Here is a 23212-nt window from a genome sequence, read left to right on the forward strand (position 1 = left end):
GCTTCTGGCTATCTGTCCTGCAGATAGCGATCAGGTTGCCAGCAGGGCAGGGATTGGCGGAGTGTGAAGGCGTTATGACAGCCACTAACGGCAAAGTGATTCATTTGTATCAGCGTGACCCGCAAGAGGCCCTTGAGCGCCTCAATCGCATTACTGGCCTGCGCTTCAGCAGCTGGCCGCAGTCGTTGGTCAATTCCAGCCCACCTGAGCCTTCAATCGTCTCGAGCTCACCTGAAACCCCAGTCCAGAAAGATTCCGATGCCACTTGCGGGCCGGCAGGAATGCTCTCGCGCTGAATGCAAAACCCCGCGTCGGTGCGCGGGGTTTGTGTATCGCTGAGTGCTATCAGGCGAGTGCTTGGCGGCTATCGGTTTGGGGCAATTCGACGGCTTGTACAAACAACTCCTCAACCACCAGGCTGGTCGCTGGTACGGCAGAGCGCAGGCGCACCTGCATCTCTTCAACCTTCTGCTTCACAGGCAGGCGAGCCACGCTGGATAGCAGGATTTTGCTGTGCTGGTTGACGTTGCCATGGTCGACCATCACTTCGCGGCGGGTGTTGCCATCGCGGTAGCTGATCAACAGGGATACGGGCAGGTTGGCCAGCCCTGGCAGGTGCAGCCAGGCGGCTACGTTGAACTCAGCGACGCGCCCTTCGTATGGAGTGACCTGTAAGCGGGCGAGGTTGACGATGGCAGATGGCACGGGGCCGACCAACTTATCGAGGGCTTGGGTCATGGTGTGTTCCAGGCTAATAACGGATCGCAGCAAGCGTAAGTGCGAGCAAGTATAAGCGCGGGCCATCCGATGAAACTGTGCGCTCTGCCGACGTTCGGCGTGACCTTTCTCGCACTTTTAGCGTGTTGGTACCAGTGTCTATGCCAGCTGCATTGGGTAGCGGGTGACTGATGCGGTAACCAGATTGGCGGGCGGCAATGGCAGGATCGCCTGGTTGTGCGCGCTGGCCAGTTGCAGCCAGACATTCTCCCCTTCAACAAACTGTCCATTAGGCAGCCATAACCCATGATGCCAGCCGTTGCCTGGTGCAGGTGTGCTCTGCAGGACGCCGGGGTGGGTCTGGGCACTGGGGGCGCGGCGTAACCAGACCGAGCGCGGCAAGCCTTTAAGGTAGCGCAGGCCCAGGTGCAGACCTTCGCTGTTGAGATGGCGCCATCGCACCAGGGCCAGGGTGGGCGTATCGCTGCCGGTGATCAGCAACACCAGTTGGCCAACCGACAGCTGCGCGGCCTGATCGGCATTGCACAGCAAACGTGCGCCGCCCGCGCTGGCATCAAGCATTTGTGCGCAGGTGCGCAAAGGCCGTTGTTCCAGTAGCTGCGCATGAATAGCCGGTAAACCGACCGCCAGGCTGCATTCAGAGCTATGGTCGGCACGGGTATGCCGACGTTGCTGGCGCCCGAGCCAATGCTGTTGCACACGCTCGAGCAGTTGGCGTTCCGCTTTGCTTTGCAATGGCGCTGGCTCATGCAGCGCCACTAACAAGGCGCCCAGTTCGAAGCGGCGTAGATAGTCGACACTGCCTTCTGGCGTTTGTGCATAGCTCAGGCAGGGCTGCGCCTCGGTCAGGTCGATGGTCGGCCCTTCGATCTCATCGTCCTCATCCCAGGGCAGTAAGCGCGCGAGTTCCGCCAGCGGCGATAGGGCGCCGAACAGCAGCGCACATTCGCCATCGGCAAGGTGAAACGGGTTGCTCAGTGCAAGCAGCAGCATCTGCTGGTAGATGCCGCGCATGGTGTTTGCCGGTTGCGGTGTAAACGCTGCCGCCACTGGCTCATCCAGGCAATTTTGATGTTCGCCGATCCAGTACAGCAGGTGGCTGTCGCGCCATAGGCTGGGCGGTGGCTCCTGATACAACTGGTAGTGGCGCAGCAGGCTCTGTGCGAGAAAGTGCTGGGCCATATACAAGCACCAAGCCAGGTGCGGACGTGAGGGCTGGCGGCCTTGCAGGATTTGTAGGAGCAGGCGTTTGAAACCGATGGCCAATTCACTGCACAGGTGTACGAATAATGCCGTGGGGGGATTCTCGCCTTGATAGGCCTTGCTGTAATGCCGGTACTGGTCGCTGAAGCTTTGCAGTGCGCGCTGCCTTTCGAGTAAGGTCATGGCGCTTCGGTTGAGCTTGAAGAGCAGGCTTAGTGCCTGTTGCAAGGCCAGTTCTGCGGGTTGTAAGCGAGCCTGAGCCAGTTGCTCGTTGAGATCGGCCAATGGCGCGACCTCGGTTTCGAGGATGTCTGGCACTTCCAGGCGCAAGGCATCTAACGTCATATCAACCTTATTGAATCAGGGAGCGAATGCATGGCAGTGCATTTCCAGGCGATCATTCGTGCTGTTGCAGGTCTAGGCATAGGTCTGATTCTGGCCGGCTGCGCTGAAGACATTGGTGTCGATCAATATGGACGAAAGGTAGCGGTTGAGCGCCTGGAAGGCCAGTGGTTAGTGATTAATTACTGGGCGCAGTGGTGTGCACCCTGCCGTACCGAGATTCCTGAACTCAATGCCTTGGAGAAACAACTCAAGGAACAGTCTGTACAGGTGCTTGGGGTGAATTTCGACGCGTTGCAGGGCGAGAAACTCAGTAAGGCCGCGCAAGATATGGGCATTACGTTTACGGTGTTGGCGCAGGACCCGGCCGAGCGCTATCAGTTGCCGCGTGCCGAGGTGTTGCCGGTGACGTACATCGTTGACGATCAGGGGCGCATGCGTGAGCGCTTACTGGGTGAACAGACGGCGGCTGGTTTAACGGCTCGCTTGGCTGCACTCAAGGCGGAGGGCTAAGTCGTGGCGCGCATTTGCAAGCATGGTTACGTCAGCGGTGGCGTACAGGGTGTCGGTTTTCGTCACGCGACTGCAACGCACGCTGAGCGTCTGGATCTGGACGGCTGGGTGCGTAACTTGGTTGACGGTCGGGTCGAAGTGCTGTTTGAAGGCGATGAGGCTGCTGTAGCTGAACTGGCAAGCTGGTTAGAGCAGGGGCCTGAGGCTGCCGACGTAACCCAGTTAGAACTGCAAAATCATGCGTTGCAGGGGATCGCCGGATTTATCGTACGCCGCTAAATAAGCTCAGGGTTTGACGTACCAGAAGTCGTGCCAGAAACTGACCACCTTGGCGGAGTAGGTGTGCTTGCCCAGGCTGCCGTTGTAGCGTGCCAGCGCCCGGTTCAGATCGCCGTTTTCCTTGCGCAGATAGAAGCTGAGGATGGTGCAGCCATAGCGCAGGTTAGTGGCCGTGTCAGTGAGGTTATCTTGCGGCCGGCCCAGTTCGGCTTTCCAAAAAGGCATCACTTGCATCATGCCTTGAGCGCCAACGGATGAGATGGCGAAACGGTCGAAATGGCTTTCGGCATGAATCAGTGCAATCACTAAATCAGGACGTAAGCCCGCCTTGCTGGCTTCACGATGCACGAGCCGCAGCAGGCTCAGGCGCTCCTCAGCATCCGGAATATAGCGGCGCAGGCGTGTGGACATATCCAGCAGCCAGACTTCGGCCTCGAAACGATCCTGAAAGCTGTCCGCCTGGGCCACGGTCTGTTGCAGCAGCGCGCGCAGTTCCGGCTCAGGCGCCTGACGCACGTCGGCATACGCCGCACCGCAGAGCAGCAGGCTTAGTACGGCGCAGATCAGGCGCTGCCGCACGAATGTGTCAGTCGTTGCCAGGGTCGGCAACCAGGCGGCCGGCGTCTTTGGTTAGGGCCTGCAGGAAGATTTTCTGCAGTTCCGGATCGTTGCGCGTCAGCTCGATCAGGCTCTGCTCCAGTTCACTGGCTTCTTCCTCAAGCCCCAGCTCGGAAAGACGTTTAACCCGGTGTACCCACTGAGCCACATCGTCGCCTTCCAGATCGTTGTAAATCAGCTCGTGAGCTTCTTGAAGCTTGCCGCGCAAGGTGCGGCTGACTAACAGGGAGGCATCAGCACGCGCTGAGCCCTGATCATCTTCAACCGTCAGCAGCAGAGTGCTGACACGCGTTACGTCCTCTTCGGCAAACGGGCTGTCGAGCAGGTTCAGGCGCAGGATGCCGTTACGGTCGGTGAGCAGTTCATGGATTTGTTCGCCGGCTTTAACGCGCACAGGGCGCTCGGCCCATGGCAGGCTGGAATACTCCAGGCGTGCATCTTGACGGTGCTCTTCAAGGCTGGCGAGGCTCTGCTGCGAGCGACCGTTGGATTCAACGTTCATTGCCGGATTGAGCCCGGCAAAGCCGTAGCTGATCCACTCCTTGGTGACGGTATCCGGCAGGCTGCCGAGCAATACAACATTGAGTGCATTGGCACCGATGCCGCCAACGACCGCCAGTGCTCCCAATGGCACTTCATACAGCTCACGCCAGGGCTGATAGGGGGTGTAGCGGTCATAGCGACGTGTCACGTCAAACGCTGTGACCTCAAAGGTTTTCTGCTCATGCACGCGTACTCGGCGCTGTGGCAGCTCCAAGACACGTGGTTCACCGACATCAATCTGCAGACTGTGATCGAGCAATTTGCGCTCGACGCGCTCCTCATGCTCGCTACGTTGCGGCAACTGGTTGGCGCAACCGCTGAGTAGCAGACAGCCACCCACAAGGGTGGCGATGAGGCTGAGGGTGTTTCGCTTGAACATGACGACTCTTGCTAAAGGGGCTGAGATCAGTGGCTGATGCGGGCCTGGATAAAGCTCAGGATATCGGCGACAGGTACCGCCTGGGCTTCAGTTTCCTTGCGGCTCTTATACTCCAGGTTGCCTTCGGCCAGGCCGCGATCGCTTACTACGATGCGATGCGGGATGCCGATCAGTTCCATATCCGCGAATTTGATGCCCGGGCTGGTCTTTTTGTCACGGTCATCGAGCAGTACTTCGAAACCGGCAGCGGTAAGCTCGGCATACAGCTTGTCGGTGGCTTCGCGCACGGCATCAGTTTCGTAACGCAGCGGCACCAGGGCGATATGGAAAGGCGCGAGGGCGTCATTCCAGAGAATGCCGCGGTCATCATTGTTCTGCTCGATAGCGGCCGCCACTACGCGGGAAACGCCGATGCCATAGCAGCCCATGGTCAGTGTGACCGGCTTGCCGTTTTCGCCGAGCACCTGGCAATTCAGCGCTTCGCTGTACTTGGTGCCTAACTGGAAGATATGCCCGACTTCGATGCCGCGCTTGATTTCCAGGGTGCCTTTGCCATCCGGACTCGGGTCGCCGGCCAGCACGTTACGCAGGTCGGCCACTTCCGGCAGCGGCAGGTCGCGCTCCCAGTTCACGCCGAAATAGTGCTTGTCGTCGATATTGGCGCCAGAAGCGAAGTCGCTCATCAGAGCAACCGAGCGGTCGATGATGCACGGGATTGGCAGGTTGACCGGGCCTAGCGAGCCAGGGCCGGCGCCAATGGCTGCGCGAATTTCGGTTTCGTTGGCGAAAACCAATGGGCTGGCAACCAGCTCCAGGTTGGCGGCCTTGATTTCATTGAGTTCGTGGTCGCCGCGCACGATCAAGGCAACCAGGGTGCCTTTCTTGGCGCCGTGCACCATCAGGGTCTTGATGGTTTTCTCGATGGCCAGGCCAAAGCCTTGTACCAGTGCGTCAATGGTCTTGGTGTCCGGTGTTTCAACCATGCGCATGTTTTCAGTTGCCGCGCCGCGACTGTTCTCGCGCGGAACCGCTTCGGCCTTCTCGATGTTGGCGGCGTAGTCGGAGCTGTCGCTGAAGGCGATATCGTCTTCGCCGGAGTCGGCCAGTACGTGGAACTCGTGGGAGCCAGTACCACCGATCGAGCCGGTATCAGCCTGCACGGGGCGGAAGTTCAGACCCAGGCGGGTAAATACATTGCAGTAGGCCTGGTGCATGCGGTCATAGGTTTCCTGCAGCGAAGCCTGGTCAACGTGGAAGGAGTAGGCGTCCTTCATGATGAATTCGCGACCACGCATCAAGCCGAAGCGCGGACGGATTTCATCGCGGAACTTGGTCTGGATCTGATACAGATTGATCGGTAACTGCTTATAGCTGTTCAGCTCATTACGAGCCAGATCGGTGATCACTTCTTCATGGGTCGGGCCGGCGCAGAAATCGCGGCCGTGACGATCTTTCATGCGCAACAGCTCTGGGCCGTACTGCTCCCAGCGGCCGGACTCCTGCCACAGCTCTGCAGGCTGAATGCCGGGCATCAGCACTTCCAGCGCGCCAGCGGCATTCATTTCCTCGCGCACGACCTTCTCAACCTTGCGCAGCACACGCAGGCCCATAGGTAGCCAGGTGTACAAACCGGAAGCCAGCTTGCGGATCATGCCGGCACGCAGCATCAGCTGATGGCTGATCACCACGGCATCGGATGGGGTTTCTTTCAGAGTCGAGAGCAGGAACTGGCTGGTACGCATATTTGGCTGTTCTGTCGGTTGCAAGAGATTTTGAATGGCCCGCATTGTACGGTGCCTATACAGATGCGTACAGGATGCAGGCGTACGCTTATATAAAGGAGGGGAGTGTGTCGATATTGACGGCAGAGCAGGTTCAGGCGCTGATTCGAGCAGGATTGCCGATGGCGGAAGATATCAACTTGTGTATCGATCGGCTGGACGGCGATGGGGCGCTCGCCCGAGTGCCATTTCACAGCAAGCTGATTCGCCCAGGTGGCACCTTGTCCGGACCGACCATCATGGCCCTGGCAGATGCGGCAATGTATGCAGTGGTGCTGGGCAGTCTCGGGCGGGTAGAGATGGCGGTGACATCAAATTTGAACATCAACTTTCTGGTTAAACCCAAACCAGTTGATCTGTTAGCCGAAGCACGGATATTGAGATTGAGTCGCAGACAGGCTGTTTGCGAAGTATCTGTGTATTCGCAGGGGAATGAAGAAGAGTTGGTGGCGCATGTAACGGGGACTTATGCGTTGCCATTGTAAGTTTTCAGCAGATAAGAAAAAGCCCGACCTAGGTCGGGCTTTCTTTACCTGCTAAACGGTCTGAATTACAGAACGCTCAGTGGGTATTCAACGATCAGACGGAAATCGTTGTTGTCGGAGCCGTAGTTGGCATTCTGCGAGTTGTTAGCGCGGTAAATAGCGCTACGAACACGGAACGACAGGTCTTTGGCTGCACCTTCTTGGATTACATACTTGGTTTCGAAGTTGAATTCGTTCTCTTCACCTTCATCAACGCCAACGCCGTAGTCGATGTTGTCGCCGGTTACGTAGCGAGCCATAAAGCTCAGGCCAGGCACGCCATAGGTCTCCATGTCGATGTCGTAACGAGCTTGCCAAGAGCGCTCATCTTTACGATCAAAGTCGGAGTATTGAATGGAGTTTGCGAGGTAGATTGTACCGCCGCCGTCAATGCCGTAGTTATAGGAAGTGTCGCCGGACGAACGCTGGTGGGCGACAGTGAAGGTGTGAGCCCCGAGGGAGTAAGCGGCTGCTAAGCTCCAAATCTTGTTGTCGATTTCACCGGATAGTTTGCGGCCGTCGTCGTCAGTTTTGTACGCGTTGAAATCAAAGTTCAGAGCCTGTTCTTCTGCGAGTGGCAGGTTGTAGTTCAGGTTGATGTATTTCTTTTTGAGATGATCTTCGACGTCGGAAGCATGAATTGCACCGCTGAAGTTCTCAGTGAAACTGTAGCTGGCACCAACAATATTGGCTTCAGTCAGTTCGCGACCATCACGGCCTGTGGCTGTTTGACGGCTGATGGCTGTGAAACGACCAGCGGTCAGTTCCAGGCCTTCGATTTCGTTGCTGGTTACCAAAGTACCTGTAGCTACTTCAGGCAGAATGCGGGCATCGTCGGTAGAGAAAACAGGGCTGGCGACAATCTGATTACCATATTTCAGCACGGTATCAGAGATACGGAATTTGATTGCACCACCGACTTCACTCTGAGTGTCCTCAGCTTCGCCTGCGCCATTCTTAGAAAATTGGCCAATACCTGCACGGCCTTTGCCGGTGTCCAGCTTGATGCTGCTAAGAGAGTGAGCGTCTACACCCACACCGACGGTGCCTTGAGTGAAGCCAGACTCATACATCAAGCGAATGCCCAGACCGAACTCTTCGCTGTAACCATTGCGCTCGCTTGAAGCTTTGTCGGTGGTAGTGTCTGCGCCGTTTTTGTAGTCACGGTTATGGTACAGAGCGCGGTTGAAGATATTGAAGCTGCTGTCTTCAATAAAGCCCTTGGATTCGGACTGGCTGGAAGCCACTGCCATTTGGGTGGTGCCCGCTGCTACTGCGAGGGCGATTACGCTCCACTTCATCACTTGCATCGTGATTGCTCCTTTGGTTTAGAAAAGTTGCGCCGTCCGGCTGGTTGTTATATGGACGACTCTTTCTTTTTGTGTCAGCGGTAACTTATAGCACGCTGCCAATGTTGGCGATAGTTGCAATCTATTCATTACGATTTCTTCACGGCTGTGTCGCAAAAGCTTATGAGTCATGTCGCATTTTTGTAGATGCACTGGGCGTGATCACAGTCAAAGCTGACGGATTTTTTCGCCTGAATGTTGGTCGCATGGGCTGCCAAACGGTGCAGGTCGATTCGTCACAGTTTGCTTAGCAATAGTCGTGCACAAAACCATAAAATCTGAATTTTTATCTTCGATTCGATCTTTCACATCAAGATTTTCGGGGGTTGCGTCGGTTTACGTCAGGTTTTTCAGCGGTTCCATCTGTTTTTTATGGGGCTGATAGGCGTTTTTCTGGGCTGATTCTGTTCTGTTTTCAATTGCTTGCTGTCTTGCGCTTGTGGTGCGGCAGGAGGCTGTTCTGTGAGGATTACCGAAGGGAACAGTTTTGGTGCACTTGTTTGGGGTGGTATTGGGGTGTGCTGTCTATTGGTGCGCTGAGGTGGGCCTGGTTCGCGGGTGCCACGTTTTCAGCTTCGGCGTATCCTGCTCGGCCCATACTTACTGCCTGGGCGGCAGTAAGATCGCTGGCTAAGTATCACTGTGTGCTGGGTTCGAATGCGTTCAATACTGAGTCAGTGGGTTTTCTAATAGGTGGATGGTTATGTTCGTTCTGGATTCACGTTTGCAGCAAGATACAGTCTGGGTCGGGGATTACCCGTTATGCAGCCTGCTGCTGATGAATGATGCGCAGTACCCCTGGTTTATCCTGGTGCCACGTCGTGAAGACGTCAGTGAGTTGTTCCAGCTGGATGGCGCTGACCAGCTGCAGCTATGGCAGGAAACCAACGACCTTGCCGAAGTACTCAAGGATTGTTTCGCAGCGGATAAAATGAATGTCGCGACCTTGGGCAATGTAGTGAGTCAGCTGCATATGCATGTCATCGTGCGGCGTCGCGGGGATGTCGCGTGGCCGGCGCCTGTTTGGGGTAAGCATCCAGCGCAGCCATACACGCCTGAGCAATTGGCCGTATTGAAAGCCCGTTTACGCCTGGTTTTGACCGGGAATTTTTGTTTTGCTGAGAGCTGACAGGTGGACATAGACGAGCGTATTAACGACTTGCAAAGCCGGTTGGCCTTTCAGGACGACACTATTCAGGCGCTCAATGATGCGCTGGTGGCGCAACAGCGGCTTTTGGAGCGTTTGCAGCTGCAGGTGGCTGCGTTGATCAAGCGTCAGGATGAAGTGAGTTCGCAGTTCGGGATGACTGAGGATGAGGCGCCGCCGCCCCATTATTGATTGTCCATAAACGCAAAAGGCCCGCAATGAGCGGGCCTTTTGCGTTGTGGCATTTAGCGCCGTGCAGGCAGTGCGGCGATGACATCTTCGGCTTGTAAGCCTTTGTCACGTTGCATTACGGCAAACTCAACTCGCTGGCCTTCGACCAGTACGCGGTGACCTTCGCCGCGAATGGCACGAAAGTGCACGAAAATGTCGTCGCCCGTGTCGCGCGAGATAAAGCCGAAACCCTTCGAGGTGTTGAACCACTTAACGGTACCTGTTTCGCGATCGCCCAGATCTTGCGAGCTTGAGGTGTTGCGCGATTTAAGGCGCAAGTTGGCCGCCAGGTGAACGGCTACGGCGGCAGCGATAATAAGCAGGCTAAACAGGCTGGCCGGTTGGTTGGCAATGACTGGCAGCGGTGCGAGCAGAATCAAGGCTTGCAGCAGCGTGCCGAGTACCAGCAATGCGGAAACCAGGTTTTGCGCTTGGTGGCGCAGACCGGCATGCCAGATAGGCAGTTGTGGGGCAAGCAGCAGGTTCAGCAAGCCAAACAGAGCAAGGCACAGTGCGCTGGGTTGTTCCAGGAGTGGTTGGGGCGTGTCGCCAAAGTGGGGAGCAAAAGAAAGCAGCAGGGCGAGGGCGCCCGTCAGAAGGTGGACAATTTTCAACATGTTCAATGGGCTCGCTTAATTCAAAGAGTCAGCAGAAATGGCTGGCTGCGCGTATTGGGCATTGCAAGGGGAGTAGTAAAAGCGCGTGGTACCAGCCTATGTGCTGACCTATGGATGCAGGTCAGCAGCACGGCACGTATTTAACAGCAAAGAGGTGGGGTTCTCAATCAAGCACTAAGCGCTGTTTCACTTGGTATGGGGCTTATCTGGTTGCGGCCATCACGCTTGGCTTGATAAAGCGCGTCATCGGCACGTGTGAGCAAGGTTTCCAATGTGTCACCGCGTTCGGCAAGGGCGAAGCCGAAAGACGCGGTAATGCTGTCGAGTACTTCATCTGTTCGGCGCACTTTGATGCGTAAAGACTGGATCTTCAGGCGCAATTGCTCGGCAAAGGCATAGGCCGTGGTGTTATCAAAACAATCTCGAAGGATGATGCAGAATTCTTCGCCGCCGTAACGTGCTGCTATGGCACGAGCGGGAAGTAGGTCGCGCAACAACTGGCCAACGTGCTGAAGGACGCGATCACCCAGGGGGTGACCGTATTGGTCGTTGAACTGCTTGAAGTAATCGATATCGAGCATCACCAGTGCGACACCGTCGTGTTCGGTACTCAGTGTCTGCTCCAGCAGTTTGCTAAAGGCGTTGCGGTTAAAAACCTGAGTCAGGCTGTCCAGTGTCGCGGCGATGTGCGCGCGCTCAAGCTGGCTGCGCAGGCTCTTGATCTCTTGCTGGGCGGCATTTAGGCGGTAGAGGAATTTGTCTTGCTGGTCCTGCATTAACTGCGTGCTCTGCTGCAGTTCATTCAAAACATTGGGCAGGTCATCAATGACCGGCTCATGCAGGGCCGCTAGGCCGTGCTCGAGACTGATTTGATAATTGCGGCTGCCGATGATGCTGCGCGATACATTGCCTTCGATGTCGTCGACCAGCTCGATGACCTGTTGTTGGCCGGCACGCGCCTCTTCGAGCTCACCATTTATGATGTAGTCGCGGAACAGCTTGGCTGCGGTTTCAGGCGGGAAACTGTCAAAGTCGGCGACGGTTTTTTCCAGGCGACGATTGAGTTCGGGTTCCAGGCCTTTGCTGTAGGTGTACCAGAGGGCGTAATGCACAGGGTTGGGAGGGATGTCATGGCGCATCATGAGCGGTACCGCCTTCTTCAGAAGCGCCGCAGCATCGCGGGTTTCCTCGGGGTACAGTTCCAGAATGCTGGGAGCTTTAGCGGGTTTGTTCATGCACGTCACTGTGGCCAAGTTGCAATTGACCAAAGCATAGAACAGCTGCCGGGTAAGCGCCTAGCAAAAGGCCCGCAGATGCGGGCCTTTTGCATGATTTACTAAGCTGCTAGAAGGCTGCGCAGCATCCAGGCGGTTTTTTCATGCACCTGCATGCGCTGGGTCAGCAGGTCCGCAGTGGGCTCGTCGCTGACTTTGTCCAGCAGTGGGAAGATGCCACGGGCTGTACGCACTACAGCTTCCTGGCCCTGAACGAGCTGCTTGATCATATCTTGTGCGTTTGGTACGCCTTCCTCTTCTTTGATCGAGGAGAGGCGGGCGTAAGCAGCGTAGGTGCCGGGCGCTGGGAAACCCAGGGCACGAATACGTTCGGCAATCTGGTCGACGGCCAGCGACAGTTCGGTGTACTGGCCCTCAAACATCAAGTGCAGGGTGTTGAACATCGGGCCGGTGACGTTCCAATGAAAATTGTGGGTTTTCAGGTACAGGGTGTAGGTGTCTGCGAGTAAGCGCGACAGGCCTTCGGCGATGGCTGCGCGGTCCTGCTCGGCAATTCCAATATTGATTTCCATACCATTTCTCCTCTCAGGTGGCTCGGGGTTTGGCTGCCCGCACAATGGGCAGAGACTACCATGGGTTTTGCCGAGCTTTATCGTGGTTTATATCAATGCGAGTGATGATTGGAGGCTATTAAGGGGTGTGGGTTCAATTTTTCTTGGGTTAACGATGTGCCAGTTCTGGGTGCTGTTGCAGGGTCTGGTTGAATAGCTCGACCCAGTGCGCGCTGAACTGCCGCCCGGCGAGGTTGTTGATTTCCAAAATGGCGCGCAGGAGTGGGCGTTTATTCAGAGTCTGGTGTGCGCGTTCATGGGTGCGGGCTTCAAAGGTGTCGACTATATTGATTATCAGGGCGCCGGGGCTGGTTTCGATCTCTTTCAGGCCTTTAGGGTAACCGCTGCCGTCGGCGTGCTCCTGATGCTGCACCGTTATTTCAGCCGCAGCATCCCAGCGTGGCATCCGCTTGAGCAGGTCGTAGGCGAGCCTCGGATGGGATTGCATTTGCCGGCGCTCTTCGCGGTTAAAGTTGGCTTCCTTGTGCAGCATCTCCAGTGGCAGAAAAGCCATGCCCAAGTCGTGCAGGCAAATGGCTGCGGCCAGTTGCTCAGGTTGTTCTGGGTTGCCGCCCATTTGGTTGATTGCCAAAGCCAGGTCAAGCTGGCGCAGGCCGCGGCCTTGCCAGAAGTGTGAGCGGCGTTCGCTGGCTTGCATCAGGTCGACAAAGAACAGCAGGTCAGCGTCGGGTTCGATGCCGTAGCGTCTAAGTAGGTCAGCGGCAGCTGGGTTGTCTGCAGCAACAACCTCAGGAGGTTTGGAGCTGGGATCAAGCTCTTGCAGCAGTGCGCTGCGGATGCCGATTTGTTGGCTTGTTGGCGCGATAGCCAGTGCGCTGAGAGAGCGGCTGAGTGCCTTGCTTTGAGCCGGACCAAGCTGTGGCGCTTGGCCCCCAAGTGCATGGCGGATCTGTTCTTTCAGGTGGTCGAGGGTCAGTAGCAGGATATCGCCGAGTAGGCTGTCGAAGTGCAACTGGCCTTCGCGCAGGCACGACAGCACATCTTCCATAGCCTGCGGCACACTCATCAGCGAATCCAGGCCGATATAGCCCAGGTTGCCCTTGAGGGTGTGTACCAGGCGAAATAGCTCACGCAGGCGCTCGCGGTCATCGGGGGTGTGCTCAAGCTCGATCAGTAATTGCTCGCAACGCTGGAATTGTTCGCTGGATTCCAGGCGAAAGTCAGCCAGCAAATCACTGGGTATTTCAGCCAGGTTCGGTGTGGCCATAAGCCTCTCCACTTATCGACAGTTAAAGAGCTGCATGCCTGAGTATAGGAAGGGCTGACAAAAGCGCGTGGGGCGGCGGCTGCAAGTGGCGGCTTAACCATATATAATCCCGCGCTTTGCCGCTTTTGTCGGGCGAGCAGCGGGCTGCGTATGCGCCGCTGATCGTTTCGCGCCCCTTAAAGGCAGCACAATTGCGGAAAATGGCGCCTGCGCCAGCCGGTTGACCGGCCCACGAGCGTCGCATTCATTGCGGCCCAACGAATTCAAGACTCAAGAGAAGCGACCACCACCATGATGCGCAGCCATTATTGCGGCCAACTGAACGAGAGCCTGGACGGCCAGGAAGTCACCCTTTGCGGTTGGGTACATCGCCGTCGTGACCATGGCGGGGTGATTTTCCTCGACATTCGTGACCGTGAAGGTCTGGCCCAAGTGGTATTCGATCCGGATCGCGCGGCGACCTTCGCCACCGCCGACAAGGTGCGCAGCGAATACGTGGTCAAGATCACCGGTAAGGTGCGTCTGCGTCCGGCCGGTGCCTGTAACGCCAACATGGCCTCCGGCGCTATCGAAGTGCTTGGTTATGAGCTGGAAGTGCTGAACGAGGCGGAAACCCCGCCGTTCCCGCTCAATGAATACACCGACGTCGGCGAAGAAACCCGTCTGCGCTACCGCTTTATCGACCTGCGTCGCCCGGAAATGGCGGCCAAGCTGAAACTGCGTTCGAGCATCACCAGCAGCATCCGTCGTTACCTGGATGAAAACGGCTTCCTCGACGTGGAAACGCCGATCCTCACCCGTGCCACGCCAGAAGGCGCGCGTGATTATCTAGTGCCGAGCCGCACCCACGCCGGCAGCTTCTTCGCGCTGCCGCAGTCGCCGCAGCTGTTCAAGCAGCTGCTGATGGTCGCCGGCTTTGACCGTTACTACCAGATCGCCAAGTGCTTCCGCGACGAAGACCTGCGTGCTGACCGTCAGCCAGAATTCACCCAGATCGACATCGAAACCAGTTTCCTCGATGAAGCCGACATCATGGCCATCACCGAGAAGATGATTCGCCAGCTGTTCAAGGAAGTGCTCAACGTCGAGTTCGGCGAGCTGCCGCACATGACTCTGGCCGAAGCCATGCGCCGCTTTGGTTCCGACAAGCCAGACCTTCGTAACCCGCTGGAACTGGTGGACGTGGCTGACCAGCTGCAAGCAGTCGACTTCAAGGTGTTCAGCGGCCCGGCCAACGATCCGAAGTGCCGCGTTACCGCACTGCGCGTACCGGGCGGGGCGAGCATGCCGCGCAGCAAGATCGACGAGTACACCAAGTTTGTCGGCATCTACGGCGCCAAGGGCCTGGCTTACATCAAGGTCAACGAGCGCGCCAATGGTGCAGAAGGGCTGCAGTCGCCAATCGTCAAGAACATCCCGCTGGACAACATCAACGTGATCCTTGATCGCGTCGGTGCCGTGGATGGCGACATCGTGTTCTTCGGTGCCGACAAGGCCAAGATCGTCAGCGAGGCCCTGGGCGCGCTGCGCATCAAGCTGGGTCATGACCTCAACCTGCTGACCTGCGAGTGGGCGCCGCTGTGGGTCGTCGACTTCCCGATGTTCGAAGAGAATGACGACGGCAGCCTGACCGCCATGCATCATCCGTTCACCGCGCCGAAGTGCAGCCCGGCTGAGCTGGAAGCCAATCCGGCGGCCGCGTTGTCGCGTGCTTACGACATGGTGCTCAACGGTACCGAGTTGGGCGGCGGTTCGATCCGTATCCACGACAAGTCCATGCAGCAGACCGTGTTCCGTGTGTTGGGCATCAGCGAAGACGAACAGCATGAGAAGTTTGGCTTTCTCCTTGATGCCTTGAAGTTCGGCGCACCACCCCATGGTGGTTTGGCTTTCGGCCTGGATCGTCTGGTGATGCTGATGACCGGCGCCCAGTCGATCCGTGAAGTGATTGCCTTCCCGAAAACCCAGAGCGCGGCCTGTGTGATGACTCAGGCGCCGGGTGAGGTCGACAACAAGTCGCTGCGTGAACTGCACATTCGCCTGCGCGAGCAGCCGAAAGCGGAATAAAGCGTCACAAGAAGCCTGGTTTACCAGGCTTCTTCTTTATTACGGCCTGAGAGACTCGAACTCTCCCGCCTCGAAATCGAATATGAAACAACCGGAGTGAGTTATGGCTGGTCATTCCAAGTGGGCCAACATCAAGCACCGCAAAGGGCGTCAGGACGCGAAGCGCGGCAAGATCTTCACCAAGCTGATTCGTGAGCTAACGGTCGCTTCCAAACATGGCGGTCCGATCCCGGCGGACAACCCGCGTCTGCGTCTGGCGGTGGACAAGGCGCTGACCAACAACATGTCGCGCGATGTAATCGACCGTGCCATTGCCCGTGGTGCCGGTAATAACGAAGCCGATAACGTGGTCGAGCTGAGTTACGAAGGCTATGCACTGGGTGGCGTAGCGATCATCGTCGAGGCCATGACTGACAACCGTAATCGTACGGCGGCTGAAGTGCGGCATGCCTTCACTAAGTGTGGTGGCAATCTGGGTACCGATGGTTCGGTGGCCTATATGTTTGATCGCAAGGGGCAAATCAGCTTTGCTGCAGGTGTGAGCGAAGATGCCTTGATGGAAGCCGCGCTGGAGGCTGGTGCCGATGACGTGGAAATGGCCGAAGACGGCTCGGCGCTGGTGTCCACCAGCTTTGCCGATTTCCATGGCGTCAACGAGGCGCTCAGTGCGGCTGGCTTCAAGCCGGCTGAGGCGGAAATCGCCATGATCCCGTCGATCAGTGCGCCGATTACCGACCTGGAAACTGCGCAGAAAGTCATCAAGCTGATTGACATGCTCGAAGACCTTGATGATGTGCAAGAGGTCTATCACAACGCTGAGATTCCTGACGAGATCATGGAGCAGCTTGGCTAAGTGTTTGCGGGTAGAGCAGAGCCGGAGGTGTTCAGGTTGTTGGCCTGAGCACTCCGGTTTTTTTATGGCTGGTTGTCCAGGCTGCTAAGCGGCATGCCGCTGTGACCCGATATGAATGATGCGCGGTCATTTTTATAACCTGCGCCGGATGACGCGGGCTCAGGCGGGCTCTATACTCGCGAGCTGGATAAATAGACAGTGTGTCGGCCAAGTTGGCAGGCGCCTTGAGTGGGCGGTAAGGCATGACCTTGATCCTTGGCATCGACCCCGGCTCGCGTATCACCGGTTACGGTGTGGTGCGTGATACTGGGCGCAACTGCGAATATGTCGCCTCGGGCTGCATTCGCACGGGCAATGGTTCGATGCCAGAGCGTCTGCAGGTCGTGTTTCGCGGTGTACGCGAGGTGATCGAAACCTACGGGCCAGTGACCATGGGCATCGAACAGGTATTTATGGCGCGCAACCCGGATTCAGCGCTCAAGCTCGGTCAGGCGCGCGGTGTGGCCATCGTTGCGGGTATTGAGGCGGGGCTGGATATTGCCGAATACACCGCGACTCAGGTCAAACAGGCCATTGCCGGTACCGGTGGTGCGGATAAGGAGCAGGTGCAGATGATGGTCATGCACCTGCTCAAGCTGGTGCAGAAGCCACAGATCGATGCTTCTGACGCTTTGGCGATTGCCTTGTGTCATGCCCACCATCGGCAGAGTCTGATTCCCCATGGCCTAGTCGGTGCCAAGCGGCGCGCTGGTCGCCTTCGTTTGTAACGTCATTTTTAAGGAAAGTTGCGGTGATCGGACGTTTGCGTGGCACCTTGGCGGAAAAGCAGTCGCCGCATGTGATTATTGACATAAATGGTTTGGGTTATGAGCTGGAAGTGCCCATGACCACCCTGTACCGTTTGCCCGCAGTGGGCGAGCCGCTGACTCTGCACACGCATCTGGTGGTTCGCGAGGATGCGCATCTGCTGTATGGCTTTTTTGAGAAGCGCGAGCGTGAGTTGTTTCGCGAGCTGATTCGCCTTAACGGCGTCGGCCCGAAGCTGGCGTTGGCGCTGATGTCCGGCCTGGAGGTGGATGAGTTGGTGCGTTGCGTGCAAGCGCAAGACACGTCGGTGCTGGTGAAAATCCCGGGTGTTGGCAAGAAAACCGCCGAACGTCTGCTGGTTGAGCTGAAAGACCGCTTCAAAGCCTGGGAAGCCGTGCCTGGCATGTCGCACCTGGTGGTGGAACCTCGCGGCGGTAGTGCAGTCACAAGCGCGGAGAATGATGCAGTCAGCGCACTTATTTCGCTCGGCTACAAACCCCAGGAAGCCAGTCGCGCCGTCTCAGCTATTAAGGAAGACGGTTTGAGCAGTGAAGATATGATTCGTCGAGCCCTGAAGGGAATGGTCTAGTGCTAGAAGCTGATCGCCTGATTACTGCTGCCCCACGCGACCGTGATGAGCAAGTTGACCGTGCCATTCGCCCGCTGAAACTGGCCGAATACATTGGCCAGCCGAGTGTACGCGAGCAGATGGAGTTATTTATCCTGGCGGCCCGTGGGCGCAGCGAAGCGCTCGATCACACCCTGATCTTCGGTCCGCCCGGTCTGGGCAAGACTACTCTGGCCAATATCATCGCTCAGGAAATGAATGTCTCGATCAAGAGCACCTCGGGCCCGGTGCTGGAGCGGCCGGGTGATCTGGCGGCGTTGCTGACCAACCTGGAGCCGGGTGATGTGCTGTTTATCGATGAAATTCATCGCCTGTCGCCGATTGTCGAAGAAGTGCTGTACCCGGCTATGGAGGACTTTCAGCTCGACATTATGATCGGTGAAGGCCCGGCTGCGCGCTCGATCAAGCTTGATCTGCCGCCGTTTACCCTGGTCGGTGCGACCACTCGGGCTGGGATGCTGACCAATCCACTGCGCGACCGTTTTGGCATTGTGCAGCGTCTGGAGTTCTACAACACCGAAGACCTTGCCACTATTGTCATGCGTTCGGCTGGGATTCTCGGCTTGCCCATCGAGCCCCACGGCGCCTTTGAGATTGCCCGACGCGCCCGCGGTACACCACGGATTGCCAACCGTCTGCTACGCCGTGTTCGCGACTTCGCTGAGGTGCGTGCGCAAGGCGATATCACCCGTGAGATCGCCGACCTGGCGCTGAATCTGCTGGATGTTGACGAGCGTGGCTTTGATCACCAGGACCGACGTTTACTGCTGACCATGATCGAGAAGTTTGACGGCGGGCCGGTGGGCATCGATAACCTCGCGGCTGCTATCAGTGAAGAACGCCACACCATTGAGGACGTGCTCGAACCCTATCTGATTCAGCAGGGTTACATCATGCGCACCCCGCGCGGCCGGGTGGTGACTCGGCATGCCTACTTGCACTTTGGCCTGAACATACCCAAGCGCATGGGTGAACTGCCCACGGCTGACTTGTTCGAGCGTGATGATGATTAACAAAAAATACTTGTCGAAGACGATTGGCAAGATCGGGAGCTGGCACTAGAGTATGCGCGCGCAAAACGGAGTTACGCCGTTCACCCATCGTTGTCGGGTTTATTTCGAAGACACTGATGCAGGCGGCATCGTCTACTACGTCAATTACCTCAAATTTATGGAACGGGCTCGCACCGAGCGCCTGCGTGATCTGGGCTTTCTCCAGTCTACGTTGGCCGAGGAGGGCCTGTTGTTCGTTGTGCACTCGGCTGAAGCGCGCTACCACGCACCAGCCAAGCTCGACGATGAGTTGCTGGTGAGTGCTGAAGTGAGTGAATTGAACCGTGCCAGCCTGCGTTTTCGTCAACAGGTCAGGCGAGCAACGGATGATGCGCTGCTTTGTGAAGGGCAGTTTATGGTGGCCTGTGTGCGCGCCGACAATTTGAAACCCCGGGCTATTCCCCAAGCTCTGCACACGGCCTTTGCCGGGCAGGGCGGCGCGGGTACATCTAGAGCAGGAGAGTAAGCGTGGAAGCCAACGCCGTTGACCACATGTCAATGTGGAGTCTGATCAGCAACGCCAGTCTGGTGGTGCAACTGGTAATGCTGACACTGGTGGCCGCATCGGTCATGTCCTGGGTCATGATCTTTCAGCGCACCGCGCTGCTGCGGGCAGCCAAGCGCGCCCTGGATAACTTCGAAGAGCGCTTCTGGTCGGGTATTGACCTGTCCAAGCTGTACCGCCAAGCGGGCAGCAACCCGGACCCGGACTCAGGTCTGGAGCAGATCTTTCGCGCTGGTTTTAAAGAGTTCTCGCGTCTGCGTCAGCAGGCCGGTGTCGATCCGGATGCAGTGATGGACGCGGTGGCACGTGCCATGCGTGTGGCCATTTCGCGTGAAGAAGAGAAGCTTGAGCAGAGCCTGCCGTTCCTTGCCACCGTTGGCTCGACCAGTCCCTATATCGGTCTGTTCGGTACCGTGTGGGGCATCATGAACTCCTTCCGTGGCCTGGCTCAGGTGCAGCAAGCAACCCTGGCCACTGTGGCGCCTGGTATTGCCGAGGCGCTGATCGCCACTGCCATCGGTCTGTTCGCTGCGATTCCTGCGGTTATCGCCTACAACCGTTTTGCTGCCCGTGGCGAAATGCTGATCGGTCGTTACTACACCTTCGCCGATGAGTTCCAGGCGATTCTGCACCGCAAAGTTCACACCAGCGACGACTAAGCCTTAGGCACTCTTTACGAAAGGTTTTAAGCCATGGCCAGAATTCGCAACAGACGCAAGCCCGTCGCCGAGATGAACGTGGTGCCTTACATCGATGTGATGTTGGTACTGCTGGTGATCTTTATGGTGACCGCGCCCATGCTCAACCAGGGGGTCAAGGTCGATCTGCCGAAAGTCAGCAGTGAAGCCCTGCCGCAAGATAACAACGCGCAGGTGTTGACCATCTCGATCAAGGCCGACAAGACCTATTACTGGAATATGGGCACTGAAGTCGATGTCGACACCGTTCAGGACAAAGCGCTGACATTGGAAGAGATGACCCGGGCTGTGACGGCGATCATCAGCCAGAGCCGGGCCACCGGTAAGCAGGTTCAGGTGTTTGTGCGCGGCGACAAAACCGTTGATTACGGCACCATCATGGCGGCCATGGGCGGTTTGCAGCAGGCTGACGTGGGTAACGTCGGGCTGATCACTGAGGCCCCCTGATGCACGACCAGCGCGAACGCTCGCCTTCGGAAAGTCTGTTTTGGCCGGTTGTCTGGGCTGTGGGCCTGCACGTCATCATGTTTGCCATGTTGTTCGTCAGTTTCGCCTTTGCCCCGGATCTGCCGCCTGCCAAGCCGGTGGTGCAAGCCACCTTGTACAAGCTGCAATCACAAAGCCAGGCCACCACTCAGACCAATCAGAAGATCGCGGGCGAAACCAAGAAAACCACCGCTCCTGTGTACGAAACTGAGCAGCTTGAACAGAAAAAAGCTGAGCAGGAAAAAGTAGCGGCCAAGGCTGCGGAACAAAAGAAAGCGCAAGAGGTTCAGAAAGCCCAAGAGGCCAAAAAAGCCGAGGCTGACAAAAAGGCTGCTGAGCAGAAGAAGCTCGCTGATGTAGCTAAGAAGAAAGCGGCGGATGAGGCGGCGAAGAAAAAAGCCGCTGAAGATGCCAAGAAAAAAGCAGCAGAAGAGACGAAGAAGAAAGCTGCCGCTGAAGCTGCAAAGAAGAAAAAAGCGGATGACGCCAAGAAAAAGGCGGCAGAAGCGGCGCAGCGTAAAGCTGTAGAAGACAAGAAGGCTGCCGCACTGGCCGAGTTGCTGTCTGAGGATGTCGGGCGCCAGCAGGCAATCGCTGACACGGTCGGCGATGAAGTCGCTGGCAGTCTGGATGATTTGATTGTCATGCTGGTCAGCCAGCAATGGCGGCGTCCGCCATCTGCGCGTAATGGCATGAGTGTAGAAGTGCTGATCGAAATGCTGCCTGATGGCACCATTACTAACGCAAGCGTGACGCGCTCCAGTGGCGACTCGCCATTTGACAACTCGGCTGTACAGGCGGTGCGTAACGTGGGCCGTATTGCTGAAATGCAGCAACTGGACAGAGCCACTTTTGATCGCCTATACCGGCAGCGTCGCGCTGTCTTCAAACCGGAGGATTTAGGTCTGTGAATACCCTGATGCGTATTGTTCTGTTCGGTCTGACCTTGTTGGTCGGTACTGTTCAGGCCGCTGATCCGCTGGTGATCAGCAGTGGTACTGACCGTGCCACCCCCATCGCCGTAGTGCCGTTCGGCTGGCAGGGCGGCAGTGTGTTGCCCGAGGATATGGCTGAAATCATCGGCAATGACCTGCGCAATTCTGGGGTATTCGAGCCGATTCCTCGGCAGAACATGATCAGCCTGCCGACTCAGGCGGCTGAAGTGATCTACCGTGATTGGCAAGCGTTGGGTGCGCAGTACGTACTGGTCGGCAACATTGTGCCGAACGCTGGCCGTCTGCAGATCCAGTTCGCCTTGTTCAACGTCACCACTCAGCAGCAGGTCATGACCGGCAGCGTGGGTGGCGGTGTCGATCAGCTGCGTGACATGGCGCACCATATCGCCGACCAGTCCTTCGAGAAGCTCACCGGCGTTAAGGGTGCATTCTCGACGCGTATGCTGTATGTAACAGCCGAGCGTTTTGCGGTTAACAACACCCGTTACACCCTGCAGCGTTCCGACTATGACGGCGCCCGTGCAGTGACTCTGTTGCAATCGCGCGAGCCGATTCTTTCGCCGTCGTTCGCTCCGGATGGTCGTCGTATTGCTTACGTCTCGTTCGAGCAGAAGCGCCCACGTATCTTCGTCCAGCACATCGATACCGGTCGCCGCGAGCAGATCACCAGTTTTGAAGGCCTGAATGGCGCGCCAGCCTGGTCGCCGGACGGCAATCGCCTGGCATTCGTGTTGTCGCGTGATGGCAATCCGGAAATCTATGTGATGGATATGGGCTCTCGCCAGCTGCGTCGTGTGACCAATCAGCCATCGATTGATACCGAACCATTCTGGGGTAAGGACGGTCAGACCCTTTACTTCACCTCGGATCGCTCCGGCAAGCCACAGATCTACAAGACCAATATCAACGGCGGTTCGGCAGAACGTGTGACCTTTATCGGTAACTACAACGCCAACCCGAAGCTGTCGGCGGATGAGAAGACTCTGGTGATGATCCATCGCCAGGACGGCTACACCGTATTCAAAGTGGCGGCACAAGACCTGCAGCGTGGCAATTTGCGTATTCTGTCCGATACCAGTCTGGATGAGTCGCCTACTGTCGCGCCCAACGGCACCATGGTAATCTACGCCACCCGCCAGCAGGGCCGGGGAGTCTTGGTATTAGCGTCCACCAATGGTCGCGTGAGGCTCCCTCTTCCTACCGCTCAAGGCGAAGTTCGAGAGCCTTCTTGGTCCCCTTACCTGAACTGATGCGGTGCTACACCTTTTTTGCTGTCTGAAATACTGCTTAACACACTGGGGTTCATTAGGAGTTACATGATGGAAATGCTGAAATTTGGTAAGTTTGCTGCCCTGAGCCTGGCTCTGGCCGTTGCAGTTGGTTGCTCCTCGAAAGGCGGCGACGCTGCTGGCGAAGGCGCTACCGATCCAAACGCTGGTTACGGTGCCAACACTGGCGCTGTTGATGGCAGCCTGAGCGAAGAAGCTGCTCTGCGCGCTATCACCACCTTCTACTTCGAATACGACAGCTCCGACCTGAAGCCAGAGGCCATGCGCGCTCTGGACGTGCACGCCAAAGACCTGCAAGGCAATGGCGCTCGCGTAGTTCTGGAAGGCCACGCTGACGAGCGCGGTACTCGTGAATACAACATGGCTCTGGGCGAGCGTCGCGCCAAAGCTGTGCAGCGTTACCTGGTACTGCAGGGCGTTTCGCCAGCTCAACTGGAACTGGTTTCCTACGGTGAAGAGCGCGCAATCGCCACTGGCAACGACGAGTCCTCCTGGGCTCAAAACCGTCGCGTCGAACTGCGTAAGTAATTCGA

26 protein-coding genes and 2 pseudogenes are annotated in these 23212 nt (G+C 57.1%); 17 read left to right on the forward strand and 11 right to left on the reverse strand.

Annotated elements, in window-relative coordinates:
* Positions 1 to 74: 74 nt before the first annotated feature.
* Positions 75 to 296 (forward strand): hypothetical protein, encoded by a 222-nt coding sequence (locus CUR33_RS20740; protein WP_448703167.1) that lies wholly within the window; start codon positions 75 to 77, stop codon positions 294 to 296.
* A gap of 49 nt (positions 297 to 345) precedes the next feature.
* On the opposite strand, the gene CUR33_RS13675 is transcribed toward CUR33_RS20740, so the two are convergent.
* Both CUR33_RS13675 and CUR33_RS13680 read right to left on the reverse strand, forming a co-directional pair.
* Complete coding sequence (locus tag CUR33_RS13675; protein ID WP_289239999.1) at positions 346 to 738, reverse strand: hypothetical protein; 393 nt, start codon at positions 736 to 738, stop codon at positions 346 to 348.
* A gap of 138 nt (positions 739 to 876) precedes the next feature.
* Complete coding sequence (locus CUR33_RS13680) at positions 877 to 2286, reverse strand: PilZ domain-containing protein (RefSeq protein ID WP_289240000.1); 1410 nt, start codon at positions 2284 to 2286, stop codon at positions 877 to 879.
* Positions 2287 to 2316: 30 nt separating this feature from the next.
* Here CUR33_RS13680 and CUR33_RS13685 point away from each other — a divergent pair, with 30 nt between their 5' ends.
* Complete coding sequence (locus tag CUR33_RS13685; RefSeq protein ID WP_289240001.1) at positions 2317 to 2796, forward strand: TlpA disulfide reductase family protein; 480 nt, start codon at positions 2317 to 2319, stop codon at positions 2794 to 2796.
* Between the two features lie 3 nt (positions 2797 to 2799).
* Positions 2800 to 3075 (forward strand): acylphosphatase, encoded by a 276-nt coding sequence (locus tag CUR33_RS13690; RefSeq protein WP_289240002.1) that lies wholly within the window; start codon positions 2800 to 2802, stop codon positions 3073 to 3075.
* Between the two features lie 6 nt (positions 3076 to 3081).
* Here CUR33_RS13690 and CUR33_RS13695 read toward each other — a convergent pair whose 3' ends face one another.
* From CUR33_RS13695 to CUR33_RS13705, 3 genes are read right to left on the reverse strand one after another with little or no spacing between them, the layout of a single operon-like run.
* Positions 3082 to 3654 carry a transglycosylase SLT domain-containing protein gene (locus tag CUR33_RS13695; RefSeq protein WP_448703168.1) on the reverse strand — a complete coding sequence of 191 codons (573 nt, stop codon included), beginning with the start codon at positions 3652 to 3654 and terminating at the stop codon, positions 3082 to 3084.
* Positions 3655 to 3661: 7 nt separating this feature from the next.
* Complete coding sequence (locus CUR33_RS13700) at positions 3662 to 4615, reverse strand: hypothetical protein (protein WP_289240003.1); 954 nt, start codon at positions 4613 to 4615, stop codon at positions 3662 to 3664.
* A gap of 26 nt (positions 4616 to 4641) precedes the next feature.
* The gene (locus CUR33_RS13705) at positions 4642 to 6357 is read right to left on the reverse strand and encodes a proline--tRNA ligase (RefSeq protein WP_282876261.1); all 1716 of its coding nucleotides are present in this window, start codon (positions 6355 to 6357) and stop codon (positions 4642 to 4644) included.
* A gap of 116 nt (positions 6358 to 6473) precedes the next feature.
* On the opposite strand from CUR33_RS13705, the gene CUR33_RS13710 reads away from it, so the two are divergent.
* The gene (locus CUR33_RS13710; protein ID WP_289240371.1) at positions 6474 to 6881 is read left to right on the forward strand and encodes a PaaI family thioesterase; all 408 of its coding nucleotides are present in this window, start codon (positions 6474 to 6476) and stop codon (positions 6879 to 6881) included.
* 65 nt (positions 6882 to 6946) lie between these two features.
* On the opposite strand, the gene CUR33_RS13715 is transcribed toward CUR33_RS13710, so the two are convergent.
* Positions 6947 to 8230, reverse strand: coding sequence for an OprD family porin (locus tag CUR33_RS13715; RefSeq protein ID WP_289240004.1), 1284 nt, complete (start codon positions 8228 to 8230; stop codon positions 6947 to 6949).
* A 742-nt stretch (positions 8231 to 8972) separates the two neighbouring features.
* Between CUR33_RS13715 and CUR33_RS13720 the strand changes: the two genes are divergently transcribed.
* Positions 8973 to 9398, forward strand: a complete 426-nt coding sequence (locus tag CUR33_RS13720; protein ID WP_289240005.1) for an HIT family protein — start codon at positions 8973 to 8975, stop codon at positions 9396 to 9398.
* 3 nt (positions 9399 to 9401) lie between these two features.
* A complete protein-coding gene (locus CUR33_RS13725) occupies positions 9402 to 9608 on the forward strand; it encodes a SlyX family protein (protein ID WP_170050311.1) in 207 nt (68 codons plus the stop codon).
* A 53-nt stretch (positions 9609 to 9661) separates the two neighbouring features.
* Here the strand turns inward: CUR33_RS13725 and CUR33_RS20745 are convergent, their stop codons facing one another.
* The 5 genes and pseudogenes from CUR33_RS20745 to CUR33_RS13745 form a co-directional block, all read right to left on the reverse strand.
* Positions 9662 to 9886 (reverse strand): cold-shock protein, encoded by a 225-nt coding sequence (locus tag CUR33_RS20745; RefSeq protein ID WP_374725331.1) that lies wholly within the window; start codon positions 9884 to 9886, stop codon positions 9662 to 9664.
* Between the two features lie 57 nt (positions 9887 to 9943).
* A pseudogene (locus tag CUR33_RS20750) lies at positions 9944 to 10264 on the reverse strand (cold shock domain-containing protein membrane protein); the annotation flags it as partial.
* Between the two features lie 167 nt (positions 10265 to 10431).
* On the reverse strand, positions 10432 to 11499 hold the full coding sequence (locus CUR33_RS13735; protein WP_289240007.1) for a GGDEF domain-containing protein: 1068 nt from the start codon (positions 11497 to 11499) through the stop codon (positions 10432 to 10434).
* A gap of 101 nt (positions 11500 to 11600) precedes the next feature.
* Positions 11601 to 12071 (reverse strand): Dps family protein, encoded by a 471-nt coding sequence (locus CUR33_RS13740; protein ID WP_167144942.1) that lies wholly within the window; start codon positions 12069 to 12071, stop codon positions 11601 to 11603.
* 148 nt (positions 12072 to 12219) lie between these two features.
* On the reverse strand, positions 12220 to 13338 hold the full coding sequence (locus CUR33_RS13745; RefSeq protein WP_289240008.1) for an HD domain-containing phosphohydrolase: 1119 nt from the start codon (positions 13336 to 13338) through the stop codon (positions 12220 to 12222).
* Between the two features lie 291 nt (positions 13339 to 13629).
* Between CUR33_RS13745 and aspS the strand changes: the two genes are divergently transcribed.
* From aspS to pal, 11 genes and pseudogenes are all read left to right on the forward strand, one after another.
* Entirely contained in the window at positions 13630 to 15405 is a 1776-nt protein-coding gene (gene aspS, locus CUR33_RS13750; RefSeq protein WP_289240009.1) for an aspartate--tRNA ligase, read from the forward strand.
* Positions 15406 to 15508: 103 nt separating this feature from the next.
* Complete coding sequence (locus CUR33_RS13755; protein ID WP_289240010.1) at positions 15509 to 16258, forward strand: YebC/PmpR family DNA-binding transcriptional regulator; 750 nt, start codon at positions 15509 to 15511, stop codon at positions 16256 to 16258.
* A gap of 242 nt (positions 16259 to 16500) precedes the next feature.
* Entirely contained in the window at positions 16501 to 17025 is a 525-nt protein-coding gene (gene ruvC / locus CUR33_RS13760) for a crossover junction endodeoxyribonuclease RuvC (protein WP_090252604.1), read from the forward strand.
* A gap of 23 nt (positions 17026 to 17048) precedes the next feature.
* Positions 17049 to 17654, forward strand: a complete 606-nt coding sequence (ruvA, locus tag CUR33_RS13765; protein WP_289240011.1) for a Holliday junction branch migration protein RuvA — start codon at positions 17049 to 17051, stop codon at positions 17652 to 17654.
* The gene (gene ruvB / locus CUR33_RS13770; protein WP_289240012.1) at positions 17654 to 18706 is read left to right on the forward strand and encodes a Holliday junction branch migration DNA helicase RuvB; all 1053 of its coding nucleotides are present in this window, start codon (positions 17654 to 17656) and stop codon (positions 18704 to 18706) included. Before ruvA ends, ruvB begins: the two co-directional genes overlap by 1 nt.
* Before the next feature lie 52 nt (positions 18707 to 18758).
* Positions 18759 to 19233: pseudogene (gene ybgC, locus CUR33_RS13775) on the forward strand (tol-pal system-associated acyl-CoA thioesterase).
* Positions 19214 to 19909, forward strand: coding sequence for a protein TolQ (tolQ, locus tag CUR33_RS13780; RefSeq protein WP_090252616.1), 696 nt, complete (start codon positions 19214 to 19216; stop codon positions 19907 to 19909). The pseudogene ybgC and the gene tolQ overlap by 20 nt, the downstream one beginning before the upstream one ends.
* A gap of 33 nt (positions 19910 to 19942) precedes the next feature.
* Entirely contained in the window at positions 19943 to 20395 is a 453-nt protein-coding gene (tolR, locus tag CUR33_RS13785; RefSeq protein ID WP_090252619.1) for a protein TolR, read from the forward strand.
* Positions 20395 to 21345 (forward strand): cell envelope integrity protein TolA, encoded by a 951-nt coding sequence (gene tolA / locus CUR33_RS13790; protein WP_289240013.1) that lies wholly within the window; start codon positions 20395 to 20397, stop codon positions 21343 to 21345. Before tolR ends, tolA begins: the two co-directional genes overlap by 1 nt.
* The gene (gene tolB, locus CUR33_RS13795) at positions 21342 to 22640 is read left to right on the forward strand and encodes a Tol-Pal system beta propeller repeat protein TolB (protein WP_289240014.1); all 1299 of its coding nucleotides are present in this window, start codon (positions 21342 to 21344) and stop codon (positions 22638 to 22640) included. The genes tolA and tolB overlap by 4 nt, the downstream gene beginning before the upstream one ends.
* 69 nt (positions 22641 to 22709) lie before the next feature.
* Positions 22710 to 23207, forward strand: a complete 498-nt coding sequence (pal, locus tag CUR33_RS13800; protein ID WP_090252626.1) for a peptidoglycan-associated lipoprotein Pal — start codon at positions 22710 to 22712, stop codon at positions 23205 to 23207.
* Positions 23208 to 23212 lie beyond the last annotated feature (5 nt).

Origin of the sequence: Pseudomonas sp. FEMGT703P, from assembly GCF_002786345.1 — a bacterium.
Classification (GTDB): Bacteria; Pseudomonadota; Gammaproteobacteria; order Pseudomonadales; family Pseudomonadaceae; genus Aquipseudomonas; species Aquipseudomonas peli.